The 14,500-nt window shown below is 35.2% G+C and carries 16 protein-coding genes; 8 read left to right on the forward strand and 8 right to left on the reverse strand.

The window, feature by feature from the left end:
• Positions 1 to 289 precede the first annotated feature (289 nt).
• Together yidC and NSQ14_RS09000 are read right to left on the reverse strand one after the other, a co-directional pair.
• Positions 290 to 1,156: a membrane protein insertase YidC gene (gene yidC, locus NSQ14_RS08995; RefSeq protein ID WP_041845135.1), complete on the reverse strand. Its 867-nt coding sequence runs from the start codon at positions 1,154 to 1,156 to the stop codon at positions 290 to 292.
• 34 nt (positions 1,157 to 1,190) lie between these two features.
• Positions 1,191 to 1,478 (reverse strand): hypothetical protein, encoded by a 288-nt coding sequence (locus NSQ14_RS09000; protein WP_041845136.1) that lies wholly within the window; start codon positions 1,476 to 1,478, stop codon positions 1,191 to 1,193.
• Positions 1,479 to 1,712: 234 nt separating this feature from the next.
• Here NSQ14_RS09000 and spoIIP point away from each other — a divergent pair, with 234 nt between their 5' ends.
• Positions 1,713 to 2,828: a stage II sporulation protein P gene (spoIIP, locus tag NSQ14_RS09005; RefSeq protein ID WP_041845137.1), complete on the forward strand. Its 1,116-nt coding sequence runs from the start codon at positions 1,713 to 1,715 to the stop codon at positions 2,826 to 2,828.
• A gap of 113 nt (positions 2,829 to 2,941) precedes the next feature.
• On the opposite strand, the gene plsY is transcribed toward spoIIP, so the two are convergent.
• Together plsY and NSQ14_RS09015 are read right to left on the reverse strand one after the other, a co-directional pair.
• Positions 2,942 to 3,544: a glycerol-3-phosphate 1-O-acyltransferase PlsY gene (gene plsY / locus NSQ14_RS09010; protein WP_041845138.1), complete on the reverse strand. Its 603-nt coding sequence runs from the start codon at positions 3,542 to 3,544 to the stop codon at positions 2,942 to 2,944.
• Positions 3,545 to 3,744: 200 nt separating this feature from the next.
• On the reverse strand, positions 3,745 to 4,035 hold the full coding sequence (locus NSQ14_RS09015) for a hypothetical protein (protein WP_034770074.1): 291 nt from the start codon (positions 4,033 to 4,035) through the stop codon (positions 3,745 to 3,747).
• Positions 4,036 to 4,252: 217 nt separating this feature from the next.
• Between NSQ14_RS09015 and NSQ14_RS09020 the strand changes: the two genes are divergently transcribed.
• Entirely contained in the window at positions 4,253 to 4,618 is a 366-nt protein-coding gene (locus NSQ14_RS09020) for a helix-turn-helix domain-containing protein (protein ID WP_041845139.1), read from the forward strand.
• Between the two features lie 185 nt (positions 4,619 to 4,803).
• On the opposite strand, the gene NSQ14_RS09025 is transcribed toward NSQ14_RS09020, so the two are convergent.
• Together NSQ14_RS09025 and NSQ14_RS09030 are read right to left on the reverse strand one after the other, a co-directional pair.
• The gene (locus NSQ14_RS09025) at positions 4,804 to 5,286 is read right to left on the reverse strand and encodes a spore coat protein (protein ID WP_082035235.1); all 483 of its coding nucleotides are present in this window, start codon (positions 5,284 to 5,286) and stop codon (positions 4,804 to 4,806) included.
• A 182-nt stretch (positions 5,287 to 5,468) separates the two neighbouring features.
• Positions 5,469 to 5,756, reverse strand: coding sequence for a hypothetical protein (locus NSQ14_RS09030; RefSeq protein WP_041845140.1), 288 nt, complete (start codon positions 5,754 to 5,756; stop codon positions 5,469 to 5,471).
• A 222-nt stretch (positions 5,757 to 5,978) separates the two neighbouring features.
• On the opposite strand from NSQ14_RS09030, the gene NSQ14_RS09035 reads away from it, so the two are divergent.
• The 4 genes from NSQ14_RS09035 (at position 5,979) to NSQ14_RS09050 (ending at position 11,958) form a co-directional block, all read left to right on the forward strand.
• The gene (locus NSQ14_RS09035) at positions 5,979 to 6,392 is read left to right on the forward strand and encodes a CoA-binding protein (protein ID WP_041845141.1); all 414 of its coding nucleotides are present in this window, start codon (positions 5,979 to 5,981) and stop codon (positions 6,390 to 6,392) included.
• 350 nt (positions 6,393 to 6,742) lie between these two features.
• Complete coding sequence (gene parE, locus NSQ14_RS09040) at positions 6,743 to 8,734, forward strand: DNA topoisomerase IV subunit B (protein ID WP_095141260.1); 1,992 nt, start codon at positions 6,743 to 6,745, stop codon at positions 8,732 to 8,734.
• Positions 8,721 to 11,189 carry a DNA topoisomerase IV subunit A gene (gene parC / locus NSQ14_RS09045; RefSeq protein ID WP_346200890.1) on the forward strand — a complete coding sequence of 823 codons (2,469 nt, stop codon included), beginning with the start codon at positions 8,721 to 8,723 and terminating at the stop codon, positions 11,187 to 11,189. The genes parE and parC overlap by 14 nt, the downstream gene beginning before the upstream one ends.
• Positions 11,190 to 11,490: 301 nt before the next feature.
• Positions 11,491 to 11,958: a CarD family transcriptional regulator gene (locus NSQ14_RS09050; protein WP_034770087.1), complete on the forward strand. Its 468-nt coding sequence runs from the start codon at positions 11,491 to 11,493 to the stop codon at positions 11,956 to 11,958.
• Between the two features lie 522 nt (positions 11,959 to 12,480).
• Here the strand turns inward: NSQ14_RS09050 and NSQ14_RS09055 are convergent.
• Together NSQ14_RS09055 and NSQ14_RS09060 are read right to left on the reverse strand one after the other, a co-directional pair.
• Positions 12,481 to 12,855 (reverse strand): hypothetical protein, encoded by a 375-nt coding sequence (locus NSQ14_RS09055; protein ID WP_034770090.1) that lies wholly within the window; start codon positions 12,853 to 12,855, stop codon positions 12,481 to 12,483.
• The gene (locus NSQ14_RS09060; protein WP_346217089.1) at positions 12,836 to 13,192 is read right to left on the reverse strand and encodes a hypothetical protein; all 357 of its coding nucleotides are present in this window, start codon (positions 13,190 to 13,192) and stop codon (positions 12,836 to 12,838) included. Before NSQ14_RS09060 ends, NSQ14_RS09055 begins: the two co-directional genes overlap by 20 nt.
• A gap of 466 nt (positions 13,193 to 13,658) precedes the next feature.
• Between NSQ14_RS09060 and NSQ14_RS09065 the strand changes: the two genes are divergently transcribed.
• Together NSQ14_RS09065 and NSQ14_RS09070 are read left to right on the forward strand one after the other, a co-directional pair.
• Positions 13,659 to 14,015, forward strand: a complete 357-nt coding sequence (locus tag NSQ14_RS09065) for an MFS transporter (RefSeq protein WP_141227936.1) — start codon at positions 13,659 to 13,661, stop codon at positions 14,013 to 14,015.
• A gap of 101 nt (positions 14,016 to 14,116) precedes the next feature.
• Positions 14,117 to 14,341, forward strand: coding sequence for a hypothetical protein (locus tag NSQ14_RS09070; protein WP_034770111.1), 225 nt, complete (start codon positions 14,117 to 14,119; stop codon positions 14,339 to 14,341).
• The last annotated feature ends 159 nt before the right edge of the window (positions 14,342 to 14,500 follow it).

The raw sequence follows: 14,500 nt of genomic DNA on the forward strand, positions 1-14,500 counted from the left end.
AAAACCGACTGAAATGGAAAAATTCAGATATTGATAATAAGCGAATTTATCCACTGAAATTAAAACTCACCATTTTTTCTTTTATACTTGTCATAATATTCGTGCAAATACCTTTTTCTATAGTGGAATAAATCCACGATCTTTAATTGTCTGACTGCCTACTGCTTCAGGAGATACAGCATTTTGGCAAAGGCTCTAAAATTATTGTGTAAAACCGAAATATAAATAGGAAAGACCAAGAATGCTTTTCACATTCTTGGTCTTTAACTTTGTAATCAATAAAATCCTTTTATTTTCTTTTCTTTTTCTTCTTTTTGTTAGGGGATTGATTTGGCTTTCTATCTGTCCCTGATACTGCTTGGGTTGGCTGTGGTGTAACCGGGTATAATTTTCGTGTTAAATACGTTTGGCCAATTAAGAAGATACCACTGACCGTCCAGTAAACAGCCAAAGCTGATGCTGTTGATAGTGAGGCAATTAAAATCATCGCCGGAGACATGATGCCCATCATCTTCATCATTTGCTGTTGTTGTTGTGCTTGTTGTTCGTTTTGTCCAGGTGTAATATTTATCGGCGTTGTTGCCATGGAAACTTTAAATTGGAGAAAATAGGCAATACCTGCTAAGATCGCCATCCCCCAATCGGCTTCTCCTAGATTGAACCATAAAAACGAATGATCTGAAATCTCTGGAGATAGTCGGATGGCATAGTAGAGCCCGGTCCAAACTGGAATTTGCAATAAAATTGGAAGACAACCCATATTCAACGGATTGAAATTATGTTTTTGATATAACGTCATCATTTCTTGTTGAATTTTGACCTGTTCTTCCTTTGTTTTTGCAGCTTTTAACCGTGCTTGGATTGCTTCCATTTCCGGTTTCATAACTTCCATTTTCTCGCGCATTTCTTTTTGTTTCTTCGCTGTGTTTAAAGCAAATGGGAGAAGAACCGTCCTTAAGATAATGGTAATGACAATGATAGCAATTCCATAACTATTTCCGAAAAATTCTCCTAATGCCTTAATAGAAATAATAAATGGTCTGACGAGATAGTCATGAAATGCGGCACCTTCCGTTTCAGCTGCTGCACATCCGGACAATAAAATAACGGTCAGCAGTAACGAAATAGATAGAAAAAACGATTTTCCTTTTTTCAATATTATTCCTCCTCTTAGTTTCTCTAGTCTGTTTTTAGTATTGAAGGAAGAATAATCCGTCAGGTTCATCTGCACTACTACTTTCTTTCCTTCGAATGGTTTTTGGCAACCATAGTAAAAAAATATCCAATCGATTAATAGCCTGATTAGTTAGATTGGGATCCCCAATAACTAGAAATGTATCAATATTTTTTAATGGATATTGGGAAGTGTGAATTTGCGACCATTGTTTATAAATAAAAACTAATAAATACAGTAAGACAAATACATAAGATGAATAAATAAAAAGATCTTGATACGTTTCTGTCAACATTTCTATCATAGGTTAAACCCCTTATTTTTCATTTCCATTATCATTCATTTTATTTTCATAAAAGGATAATTATAAAGTGTTTAGATACAATCATCCTCAACCATTGAAACGATTACCATTTTATATGAAGTCCATCCAGGAAGTCAAGATTACCTGTAATCTTGTAAAAAAAATTCCTCTTCTAAAATAATGCCATATTTCATATCTATTAGTAAACAATGAAATTTAATAGGTGGTCTTAAAATGAAGCAAATATTAAAATTCCTCTTCTTTCTATTTTCTCTTATATCAGTAATATCTACTGTTGTTACTAGTCAATCAAATTTATTCTTTTCAAGTTTTTTTTTACAGGAAATTCAAGATGATAAAACAGAATCAGAGATTTTTTTAAGAATGATAGCTTCAGAGAACCATTATTATTCGAAAATGTTAACAAATGAAGATCATTCTCTTTTTACAAATGCGATCAAAATTACAACAAATATTAATATAAAAGATGTCCGAAGTTTGATATTTGATGAGGTGCCGGGATTATTTGCCATGACATCCGATATTTTAGTAGCAGGAGAAGGTACCGATTTTACCAATTTACCCATTGAATCATCTCCACCGATTGAAGAAGTTTTAAAAGACCGTGAAATTGTTGAAGGAAGCTTGGATAATCTGGGTGGTGATGAAGCAACACCTCCTGTCAAAAAGCCAGAAAAAAATACCGTATTTATTTATCATTCTCATAGTAGAGAATCATTTCTTCCCCACTTGAAAGACGCTAGTAACGCTTCCGATGCACAGCATAAAGAAGTGAATATTACCATGGTCGGGGAACGATTAGGGAAAAAATTAATGGAAAAAGGCATTGGATCTGTCACTGATAAAACGGATATCCCGGAATTATTGGCTGCAAAAGGTTGGAAATACCCGAAATCATACGATGCATCTCGGGAAGTTGTCCAACAAGCATTAGCTCAAAATAATGATTTTACGTATTTAATTGATGTTCATCGTGACAGTGCGAAACGGGAAACAACAACGACTGAAATCAATGGAAAAAAATACGCAAAACTATATTTTATTGTTGGGAAGGCTCATCCGAATTTTGAACAAAACGAAAAAATTGCCCTTGAATTAAATCAAAAGCTGAGAGAAAAATACCCGGGTTTAACTCGAAACGTTTTCAGTAAAGATAAAAGCCAAGGTAACGGCGTATATAATCAGGATCTTTCGCCAAATGCTATTTTAATCGAAGTTGGCGGACCGGAAAATACATTGGAAGAAATGTTTAATACGATCGATGTATTTGCGGAAGTTTTTGCCGATTACTACTGGGAAAAAACGGATGCAGTAGAGGTAAATAATTAATGAAAAAGCGTAAGTAGCGTCCGTATATCGACTGAAGCTAGACGGCAGAAATTCTCTAGAGGTTGTTTACTAGTATTTTTGTAAAAAGCCGGCTCTTGCTTTGACCGGCTTTTTTACAACCATTTTACTTTCGGCTCGGTTTTGTCTTTGATCCGCTTGATGTTAGCTCGGTGACGATAAAAAATAAATCCGCTTAATAAGAATACGATAACAATTAACGGGATATCTCTTGTAAATAACGAATAAATAATGGCAACAACGCCTGCGACCATTGAAGATAAAGAAACATATTTTGATAAATACAATGTAATTATAAAGATAAGAATTAGAATGATAAAAAGCACTGGCTCATAATACAAAATTACACCGCCTGAGGTTGCTACCGCTTTTCCCCCTCGAAAATTAGCGAATATAGGAAACATATGACCAAACGCAGCGACTGCACCGATAATTAAAGGGGAAATTGACCATTCTAACGATATTTGAAAGTAGGAAAATATATCAGCCAGTCCGGTAGCCAAAGTTCCTTTTAATATATCCGCTACCATAACAACAATTCCGGCTTTCACTCCCAGTGTACGAAAAGTGTTCGTTGCTCCCAAATTCCCGCTTCCATGGTCACGAATATCAGTATTATAAAAAACTTTCCCGATAATTAACCCTGAAGGAATCGAGCCAATCAAATATGCTAAAACAAATAAAATCACGGTGTTCATTATAAATTACCCCTTTAAAAAACCAAATGGATTCTTTTATGATTATACACAAAGAATAAAGCATTTAATAGTCATTAAATTGATGTTCGGTCAGTTTTTTTACGGATTTTTTGTACCTATCATGAAAAAAAGCCGACTTTTGTCGACTTTTTTCCTATTTATTTTGGTAACCATGTTATAATGTTATATATTTCCATTTATTATTCGGGAGTTTGTCTATTCAATATACTGCTGAAAAATAAACAACCATCAGCAAAACCTTGTTTAAACATTTTTAAATCATATTCATCGCTCGTTTGAAAAATAACGTCTCTCATTTGTGCAGCTAAGTATTTTTTTTCTTCAGGAAGATAGTGTTCGATTTGATTTATGTATTCTTCCCATTTGTCACGGGATTTTGAGCATGCTTTATTATGAAACTGCATGCGAATATACTCAATTCTTTCCAGTGCAATTTGGTTAAAATGATGATCGAAGGTAGGAGAGTGCATATGAATTCCACCTTTATTCATATATTGAATACATTTTAAATTATTATCTATATATAGAATAAAACATTATACACCATTTGTAAATAAGAAAATTATAAGTAATTTTTGATAATAGTAAGTATCACGTCTATACATAGAGAAATTGCCTTTCCATACATAAAAATGACAAATAGAAAACAGGGAAGACCATCGAAAAAATTGTTGGGAGTGGTAAATCGTGATAAATGATCAACAAATTGGCGAATTAATCAGGAAAATCCGAAAAGAGAAAGGATACACGACAAAACAATTAGCTGAGAAACTAAATATTTCCCAACCGAAATTATCCAGAATAGAAACAGGTGCACAACCGATCCCATTAACTTTGCTTTATCAATTTTGTGTTGCTTTACAAATTTCGTTAGCGGATTTTTGTTTTCTATTGGAAGATAATAATAATATTAATGAAATTATGAGCGTAAGGGAAAATTCTTCCATTTACGATGATTTATCGAATTCCTCTTTAACAAAACTGTTAACTTCATTGAGTTTGGAAGAACGAAAAGCAATTATCCAATTTATTCAAGTATTTAAAAAGAGATAACCCCCAAATTGATAAAACCAGTTTGGGGGTATTTTGAGAAATCAGTAATCCTACCTTAACGGCGAGTCAAGACCCCACCTCAAGATTTTCGAATTTACAAAGGGATAGGTGGGGGATGAAAGGTCCGATTGGTTCAATTAATCTTCAGTGGGGATGGAAAAACCCCTCTGAAGGAGAATTACTTTCTATAAGATTTCCAAGTTTACTAAAAGAGCAAGAATAATTTGTAACAATAATTGAATATTTACTGCGAGATTTACGTCCGTCGTATTGACTTCTACACAGCGGGAATTTTCAACAACTGTCTTTTGAACATTAACTTGCTTAATACCGGTTGATGAAAATAAAGTTTGCTTGATTTCTTCAGCATCATCAGCCGAAGCAACAGCGATGTTAATAATAGCTGCGATAAACGCATTTAACGAAGCGACAAGAGAAATAGCTGCTTTTGTATCGGTTGTATTGACTTTTACCTCAGCTGAATCCCGAACGAGAATCAGTTCTTGAGATATTTGATATTCTCTTACAGTTTGAGTAGCTGATTGATCATCATCATTATGTGGTAAATAGCAGCTTAGCGGGTGTTCTGATGTCGGGTCAAGCGCATTCCAGTCTGATCTTCTCTCTCTTGATTCTTCTAAATTCACTCGATATGTTTCCTGATTCAATTGAATTCCTCCTTTTTTTCATTTACTATAAAATATGCAGTGTCTTTTTTCGTGATAGGGACAACTATCGGAGGCTATTTGCCTTTTTTTAGAATAAGAAAGGATAAGAAATACAGGTGAAAACCTTTAAATTCTTTTTATTGTGACTAGCAAGCATCGCTAAACAGGCGTCCGTCGCTTTTCTAGTCATCCCTTTGATTTTCCGTTTGATTGTTAATACTTGTTAAGAATTGATTGACTTCATTCTGTAATTGATAAAAAATATTTCTTAGACGCAGCTTCTCTTCCGGAGAGATACGATTGTCAGGTTGTACATTATGTTTTTCTAAAGTTTTTTTGACAAGGAAGTTGATAATTTCACTTTGAGAATTTTGTCCAGTTGTTGTTCTTTGATTTTGGAATTGTGTTTTATTTAATTTTTTATCCCTTTGAGGATTCGGAGTATCTTCAAATCGTCTTGATCTTCTCATTAACAAGCCACCTTTCGCTTTTTATTCATTACAATATGTAAGCAGTGATGAATTTGAATAGACAACCGTTTATTTTTTAAAAAATATTCATGCAAATTATTTTATGAATCAGTAGACGGTTTTGACAGAATGAGGAGCTAAGATAAATAAAGTAATTTGTATGCGAGCCAGCAGGAATTTGCTGCTCGTCATAGAATATATAAGATTGAAAAGGAGGTAGTCATGATGGTTGAAAATCCATCTTTAGAAGAATTAGGTGCCATTTTGAAAAAGGCAAAACGAATTGCCGTCGTTGGTTTAAGCAATAACCCGGAACGTACCTCTTATCAGATTGCAAAGGCTATGCAAGAGGCAGGTTACGAAATCATACCTGTTAACCCGATGATTGATGAAGTTCTTGGCGTCAAAGCGGTTAAGTCGCTGAAAGAGATCAGTGGTCATGTAGATATTGTGGACATTTTCCGACGCAGTGAACACTTACCTGACTTGGCAAGAGAATTTATGGAAATTGATGCGGATGTATTTTGGGCCCAACAAGGGATTGTCAATGAGGAGGCCTATCAATTTTTAAAAGAACATGGTCGGACGGTTGTCATGGATTTATGCATAAAAGTCATTCATGCATTGACCCGTTGATCAGATTGCAAAGATAAAGGTCGGACTTGCCAATGTCCACCTTTTTATTATTTTGTATGCTATGATGGAGATTCCTTGTGTTAAGATGAGTCCAATTTAATCTGTTATAGACAAAATAGAAAAAAATTGTTTATAATGAATTGTATACAAACGAGCGTTCTGTATGCTTAGATTTCACCTTACGGGGAGTCCACCCCCACCTCAAGATTCTGAGATTACAAAGAAAATAGATGGAGGATGAACTGCCCGCATCGTCCGATTAGTTTAACTAACCATAATGGGGGAAAAACCCTCATTGATGGGAGTGTCACTTTATATTTTACATATGGATAACAGATTGTGAAAGGGGAATGGTTGTGGTAAAAAATCAACCAATGGAATACACTGATGATTCGATCCAGGTGCTCGAAGGACTTGAAGCGGTTCGAAAACGGCCTGGTATGTATATAGGAAGCACGGATAGCCGAGGTTTGCATCATCTCGTCTATGAAATAGTTGACAATGCAGTGGATGAAGTATTGGCTGGATTTGGTGACCATATTATTGTCAAAATTCATAAAGACAACAGTATCACCGTTATTGATAAAGGTCGGGGCATGCCGACCGGTATTCATAAAACCGGGAAACCAACACCTGAAGTCATTTTCACTGTCCTGCATGCAGGAGGAAAATTTGGTCAAGGCGGATACAAAACGAGTGGAGGGCTGCATGGAGTTGGTGCTTCCGTTGTCAATGCTTTATCTGAGCTGTTAATTGTCACTATCAAGCGGGATGGTGCCGTTTACCAACAACGTTTTGAAAATGGCGGCAAACCGGTAACAACCTTAGAAAAAGTCGGAAAAACAAAGGAAACCGGTACAGAAATTCATTTCAAACCTGATCCGACAATTTTTTCAAACACTGTATTTAACTATGAGACTCTGTCGGAGCGATTACAGGAATCAGCCTTTTTAATAAAGGGACTAAAAATCGAATTAATTGATGAACGAGAAGGGAAATCCGATGTATTTCAATACGAAAATGGACTGGAAGCATTTATTCATTATTTAAATGAGGATAAAGAACCGCTCCATCCGGTCGTTAGTTTTGAAGGCGAACAAAATGAGATTGAAGTCGATTTTGCGTTCCAATTTCACGATGGATATTCGGAAAACATGGTCTCGTTTGTAAATAATGTCCGTACGAAAGACGGCGGAACCCATGAAATTGGTGCAAGATCGGCCATGACGAGAGTATTTAATGAGTTTGCCCGGAAAATGAATTTATTAAAAGAAAAGGATAAAAATTTGGAAGGGTCCGATATTCGTGAAGGGTTATCAGCCATTATCTCGGTTCGTATCCCGGAAAATCTTTTACAATTTGAAGGACAAACAAAAGGAAAATTAGGGACAAGTGAAGCAAGGTCTGCTGTTGAAACAATCATCACTGAACAACTGACTTATTATCTTCAAGAAAATATCGAGATTAGCACGATGCTTATTAAAAAAGCGATTAAATCTCAACATGCAAGAGAAGCGGCAAGAAAAGCCCGTGAAGAAGCCAGAAATGGAAAGAAACGAAAAAAATCTGAAGCTCTTCTTTCCGGGAAATTAACCCCTGCTCAATCTCGCAATCCGGATAAAAATGAATTGTATTTAGTTGAAGGAGATTCAGCAGGCGGTTCGGCAAAACAGGGGAGAGACCGCCGTTTTCAAGCTGTTCTGCCATTAAGAGGGAAAGTCATCAATACGGAAAAAGCAAAACTTGCTGATATTATGAAAAATGAAGAAATCTATACCATTATTCATACAATTGGAGCCGGTGTAGGGACAGACTTTAATGTTGAGGATTCAAATTATGATAAGATTATTATTATGACCGATGCCGATACAGACGGTGCCCACATTCAAGTTTTGCTATTAACATTTTTCTATCGATATATGCGTCCGCTAATCGAAGCAGGGAAAGTATATATTGCTCTTCCCCCTCTGTATAAAGTGAGTAAAGGAACGGGGAAAAAAGAAATGATTAAGTATGCATGGACAGATGAAGAATTGCATGTTTTAACGAAAAAAATGGGAAAAGGATACATGATTCAACGATACAAAGGTTTAGGAGAAATGAATGCCGATCAACTATGGGAAACAACAATGAATCCAGATACCAGAACTTTAATTCGCGTGAAAATTGATGATTTTACCCGTGCTGATCGCCGAATATCGACATTAATGGGCGATAAGGTTGAACCAAGGAGAAAATGGATTGAAACGCATGTTGATTTTGGCCTGGAAGAAGATGGAAGTTTATTGGAAAATCAAAATTTACAGTCGGTAAGTGAGGTGGATAATTATGGCAAACACTGAGCAACTTCTCGATTTACCCTTGGAAGAAGTAATTGGTGACCGATTTGGCCGATACAGTAAATATATTATCCAAGACAGGGCATTACCTGATGCGAGAGATGGCTTAAAACCGGTACAACGCCGGATCCTTTACGCTATGCATAAGGAAGGAAATACCGCTGATAAAGCGTTTCGGAAATCGGCAAAAACGGTCGGGAATGTAATCGGTAATTATCACCCCCACGGTGACTCTTCTGTCTATGAAGCAATGGTGCGTCTGAGTCAGGATTGGAAAATGCGTAATGTTCTTATCGAGATGCACGGGAACAATGGTAGTATTGACGGAGATCCGCCTGCTGCCATGCGATATACGGAGGCAAGGTTATCAAAAATTAGTGCTGAACTCCTTCGTGACATCGATAAACAAACGGTGGATTTTATTCCGAATTTTGATGATACTGAGGAGGAACCGGTCGTATTGCCTGCACGGTTTCCAAATCTTTTAACAAATGGATCAACAGGAATTTCGGCCGGTTATGCAACAGATATTCCTCCTCACAATTTAGGTGAGATCATTGATGGAGCCATTTTTCGCATGCAAAATCCTTCTTGTACGATAGATGAACTTATGAACATCATTAAGGGACCTGATTTTCCAACCGGAGGAATCATTCAAGGAATTGAAGGAATTAAAAAGTCGTACGAAACCGGTAAAGGGAAAATTATTGTCAGAGGGAAAGCAGATATTGAAGCAATCCGTGGCGGTCGGGAACAGATTGTTATCACAGAAATTCCCTTTGAGGTAAATAAGGCTAATTTAGTGAAAAAAATTGATGAATTCCGCTTAGACCGTAAAGTTGAAGGGATTTCGGAAGTTCGTGATGAAACTGACCGGACCGGCTTACGTATTGTTATTGAACTAAAAAAAGAAGCGGATAGTACCGGGATATTGAATTACTTATACAAAAATACGGATTTACAAATTACTTATAACTTCAACATGGTTGCCATTCACAATCGCCGACCTAAATTGATGAGTCTGGCTGATTTGCTTGATGCCTATATCGACCACCAAAAAGACGTTGTAACAAAACGCTCGCAATATGATTTAAAAAAAGCAAAAGAAAGACAGCATATTGTCGAGGGATTAATAAGAGCATTGTCCATTTTGGATGAAGTTATTGCGACAATCCGTGCTTCAAAAGACAAGCGAGATGCAAAAGATAATTTAATTAAAGAATTCCAATTTACCGAACCGCAGTCAGAAGCGATTGTTTCATTACAACTGTACCGTTTAACAAATACAGATATTGCCCAATTGCAGGAAGAGGCCGCTGCATTGGACAAAGTAATTTCAGAGCTAACTGAAATATTGGCTGATGAAAAGAAACTGCAAAGAGTGATTATCAATGAACTGAAAGCAATAAAGAAGAAATATGCCGAAGAAAGAAAGTCACGAATTGAAGAAAAAATTGAAGAATTAAAAATTGGGTTAGAAGTCTTAATCAGCAGTGAAGATGTTGTTGTTACAGCAACAAAAGAGGGGTATTTAAAAAGAACCAGCCTCCGTTCGTATGCAGCTTCAAATGGCGAAGATTACGGGATGAAAGATACCGACAAATTAATTGCTTCATATGAAATGAATACAATGGATGTTCTATTAATTTTTACGAATAAAGGAAATTACTTATACTGTCCGATCCATTTATTACCGGATATACGCTGGAAAGATGTCGGTCAGCATGTGTCCACAATTATCCCGATCGATCGGAGCGAACAAATTGTATCCGTAATCCCTGTGAAAGATTTTCACACTATGAAATACTTACTATTTTTTACAAAAAATGGTATGGTAAAAAAATCACAATTATCGCTCTATCAAGCTCAGCGATATACAAAACCATTAATTGCCATTCATTTAAAAGATGATGATGAATTACTTTCGGTTCAATTATCAGATGGAACAAAAGAAATTTTCCTTTCTTCATATCTCGGATACGGACTTCGCTTTAAAGAAGAAGAAGTAAATCCAATTGGTGTACGTGCTGCCGGGGTCAAGGGAATGAACCTGAAAGATGGTGATTTTGTTACCGGCGGAGCAGTTATTGATGATCCGAAAAATCAATCGATTGTAATTGCTACCCAACGTGGGGCAGTGAAAAGAATGGCAATTGATGAATTTGAGATTATGACCAGAGCAAAACGAGGCCTGGTGATGGTCCGCGAATTAAAGGCACATCCCCATCGAATCGCAGGTTTTTTGCTTGCCAATGAACAAGATACGGTCGTCATCACATCAGAGAAACAAATGACGGAAAAAATTAACGTTAACGAATTACGAATGAATGATCGATATTCTAACGGTTCCTTCTTCATGGATGAGTCAGAAAGTGGAAAAGTAATCGGAATTGGAAAATTACTTATGGAGCCGGTCAAGCTAACGATAAATGCGAGTGAAGCTAGTTCAAAACAATAATATTCCGTATAAGGCTGTCATTTAGGTAACTACCTGGATGGCAGTTTTTTCTGTTATGACCGTTTAGCAAGGAAACTGTCCGGGGTTTTTCACCTGTTAATCAGTTCACTAGAACATAACAAACGATAGATCTAGGTAGTAATTTATCAGAAAAACCTGTAATTTAGCCTAACATAAAAACAAAAAAATTTTTTATCATATTTATTGACATAATACATATCTCCGTGTTATATTTATATATTTTGACAAAAATACTTTGTTATGTTACGGTTAGTATATAATAAAAGTTGGAGGGATCAGTTTGTTCAAAATCGGAGATAAAATTTTTTATCCAATGCACGGTGCCGGTGAAATTAAGGGGATTGAAAACAAAGAGGTCTTAGGAAGAACTCAACCTTATTATTTAATCAATATTCCCATTAGCAATTTGAATGTAATGGTACCTGTGAAAAATGCTCAAAAGTTGGGAATTCGTCCATTAACAGATCCAACTAGGCTAGATGAAATATTAATTACACTTCATGAACGTCAAATTGATAGCGATATTCCATGGAAAGATCGATTTAAAATTATTATGGAAAAAATAAAGAGTGGTAATATTCAAGATACAGCGACGATATATAAATATTTGCTCGACCGTAGTAAAGAAAAAACGTTAAATACGAATGAAAAAGCATTACTGAGTAAAGTGCACAAATTTCTAATTAGCGAAATATGTATGATTCAAAATATTAATGAGAATGAAGCGGAACATTTGCTCATTAGTTGATCTTCCTGTAATGAGTTCATCTTATTTTAAATATCAAATAATACGTTTAAAAACTTGCAAGCATATATGTTAATATGCTTGTTTTTCTTTTTTTAGTGCCATTTATCATAAATATGTAAATTTAGAATGGTAGAATGAAAAGGCAAAGTTTTAATTAACTATATTTATGTTATGTAAACAAAAAAATGATGGTGTAACATTTTGAAGTGAAATTAAACATAAGTTAATGTAAACGAGATTTTACTTTTGGAACTCAGTAAATTTAAATCTCAGCATAAGTGGCGATATGAAATTTAATTTGGTGCTTAACCAATGGTAAATTTATATATGAATTGATTTGTTTAAAAAAATCTCCTTTAGAAATTTTCCTTTCGTCTCAATATTTTAAGATTACTTTTTAATTGAGACGTCCTTTCTTTTGTTCTTGATTACTTCCTAGAACTTATATTATGTTCGGGGCGTTATTTTAATTGTAAAAAACATTTTACCTGCCTTCCCTATTTTTCAAAAAAAAGGATAAGTTTATTTTTCTATCCTGTATCGATAATTTTTTTCTTTAATATTATTGAAATCAATAAATTGAACGCTGTATTCAATGACATCATTAATATTAAGATGATGATCGTCAGCAAATTGTCTTACCGCAGCCAATAAATTTTTATCATAAGATGTTTTAAATTGAACACGATCTTTTGGCCGAGCTTTCTTATCAAAAGTAATAGTCCCGGATTGCAATAAATTTGATAGTCCATTTTCAAGCAAATAATTGACATGCGTATAGTGCTCTTCAGCCAATTGATACAGTTGGTTTAATATCGTTTTGCTTACATTTGTACGAAATTTTACTCTTGATGGATCGGTTTTCGGGACAATATGATCACCCACTTTTTTGAACATTAAAGCCATCTCCTCTTTGATTTATTATTGGATATCTACAAGACTGTGTATCGTCATACGTTATTTTTTGTAATATTGCATTTTTTGCCATTGTTCCATGTGTTATAAATAGTCCTAACACCCAAGCCATATCGTCAGTCCAAGTTTTAAAGAATTTTTCGTTAACTTGATGTTTGCGGGGTTGCCCGGTACGATTAACTTGAACCTTATGTTTGTATAAAACGTTTCTAATTGCACGAGCGCTTAAACCAGATATCTTTTCCATTTCCTTATAAGGTGTACCATTTCTATACAACTGAATAAGATAATCATCTGTGATACCTGGATTTCTCGGCATTGTTCTTCTCTCCTTGGAATGATTGATTCTCTACTTTATTCCAATTATATCAATAACAACACTTACGAACAAGTGTTTCTGTAAATTTTTATAAAAATATCGGTCCAATAACTATCTTCCTGGCTGACTCCATTACATTTGCCATTGCAACTATGCTTTTTTCTCTTGTTACAATTCCACAGAAACATTCACTTTTGTCGCAGCAAGAAACAAAACTTAGATACTCATTTAAACAATATAGGGATGAATTAAAGGAAGGATTTTCAATTGTCTTTCATTCATTGCTTTCTGTATTTTTATTAGGGGCAGTTGTTTGTAACTTTGCTATAGGCATTTCGATGGCCGTCCTTCCCTCATACAGTAACGATAAAGGTGGTGTGGAAATATATGATTTTTTGTTAGCTGCTCAGTCGACAGGTGTTTTGATTGGAGCTCTTCTCTCTTCTAAGTTGGAACAATTTCGTGAATGCTTGCTATCTCCCTATACGGTTTAGCGTGGATTCCAATTGGCGCGATTAATGTTTTATTCGGTGCAATTAATCAATCCATCATACCAAACAGCATGTACGGAAGAATTAGTTCAGTTACATATAGTTTGAGTGCAATTGCTATGCCATTTGGTTCACTATTGGGTGGATATTTAGCGGAAATTTTTAATAGTTCAATTGTCTTTGCCTGCTCAAGTTGCGGATTTATCATGATTTCAATTGTTTGGTTACTCCATCCAAAGTTAAGAAAGTTACCAACCGTTAAAGAAATGAAGCCGGAAACATTCTTAATTACTGTAAATAAAATGAACAATACTAGTTTACCAATGAAATAATATTTAATAAAAATACCCCATTTATAAACAGGTCAATCATCAAAACTTTCATCCAATCATATGCTTAATTATATAATTTTTTATAGAAGAGAGGTTGGATGATGGTTGTTACACATTTTGTAGAATTAGGAAATCGGGCAATTGTTCTGAGTCAGCTTCGGAATCAATTACCTTCCGTTAATGAGCAAGTAAAAATTAAAGGAAGAAAAGGAAAAGTAGTTAATGTCTACACACTAGATGGAAGTATTCACCATGTTGAAGTTGAATTTGAACAAGTGCTAAAACCGAGTTTTTCAGCGTTAGAAAATAAAAAGAAAAAAAGATAAAGACAGAACCTACCCCATGAATCCCTTTTTTCAAAACCCAATGGTGATTGATGGGGCAGGTTCTAGGTTTTGCAGGTGTGCAATAGAACTACGAAATTTACCTTCTCTCGTTCTCCACCACTCAGCTCTCAACTCGTCGAGATTCCTTCATAAATCCTT

Source organism: Caldifermentibacillus hisashii, assembly GCF_039654145.1.
In the GTDB taxonomy this organism is placed as follows: Bacteria; Bacillota; Bacilli; order Bacillales; family Caldibacillaceae; genus Caldifermentibacillus; species Caldifermentibacillus hisashii.

Coding starts and splice junctions, on each gene's coding strand:
- NSQ14_RS09000 (WP_041845136.1), bottom strand. CDS start 1,478: ATGATAGAAATGTTGACAGAAACGTATCAAGATCTTTTTATTTATTCA.
- spoIIP (WP_041845137.1), top strand. CDS start 1,713: ATGAAGCAAATATTAAAATTCCTCTTCTTTCTATTTTCTCTTATATCA.
- plsY (WP_041845138.1), bottom strand. CDS start 3,544: ATGAACACCGTGATTTTATTTGTTTTAGCATATTTGATTGGCTCGATT.
- NSQ14_RS09015 (WP_034770074.1), bottom strand. CDS start 4,035: ATGCACTCTCCTACCTTCGATCATCATTTTAACCAAATTGCACTGGAA.
- NSQ14_RS09030 (WP_041845140.1), bottom strand. CDS start 5,756: ATGAGAAGATCAAGACGATTTGAAGATACTCCGAATCCTCAAAGGGAT.
- NSQ14_RS09035 (WP_041845141.1), top strand. CDS start 5,979: ATGATGGTTGAAAATCCATCTTTAGAAGAATTAGGTGCCATTTTGAAA.
- parE (WP_095141260.1), top strand. CDS start 6,743: ATGGTTGTGGTAAAAAATCAACCAATGGAATACACTGATGATTCGATC.
- parC (WP_346200890.1), top strand. CDS start 8,721: ATGGCAAACACTGAGCAACTTCTCGATTTACCCTTGGAAGAAGTAATT.
- NSQ14_RS09055 (WP_034770090.1), bottom strand. CDS start 12,855: ATGTTCAAAAAAGTGGGTGATCATATTGTCCCGAAAACCGATCCATCA.
- NSQ14_RS09060 (WP_346217089.1), bottom strand. CDS start 13,192: ATGCCGAGAAATCCAGGTATCACAGATGATTATCTTATTCAGTTGTAT.
- NSQ14_RS09065 (WP_141227936.1), top strand. CDS start 13,659: ATGCTTGCTATCTCCCTATACGGTTTAGCGTGGATTCCAATTGGCGCG.
- NSQ14_RS09070 (WP_034770111.1), top strand. CDS start 14,117: ATGGTTGTTACACATTTTGTAGAATTAGGAAATCGGGCAATTGTTCTG.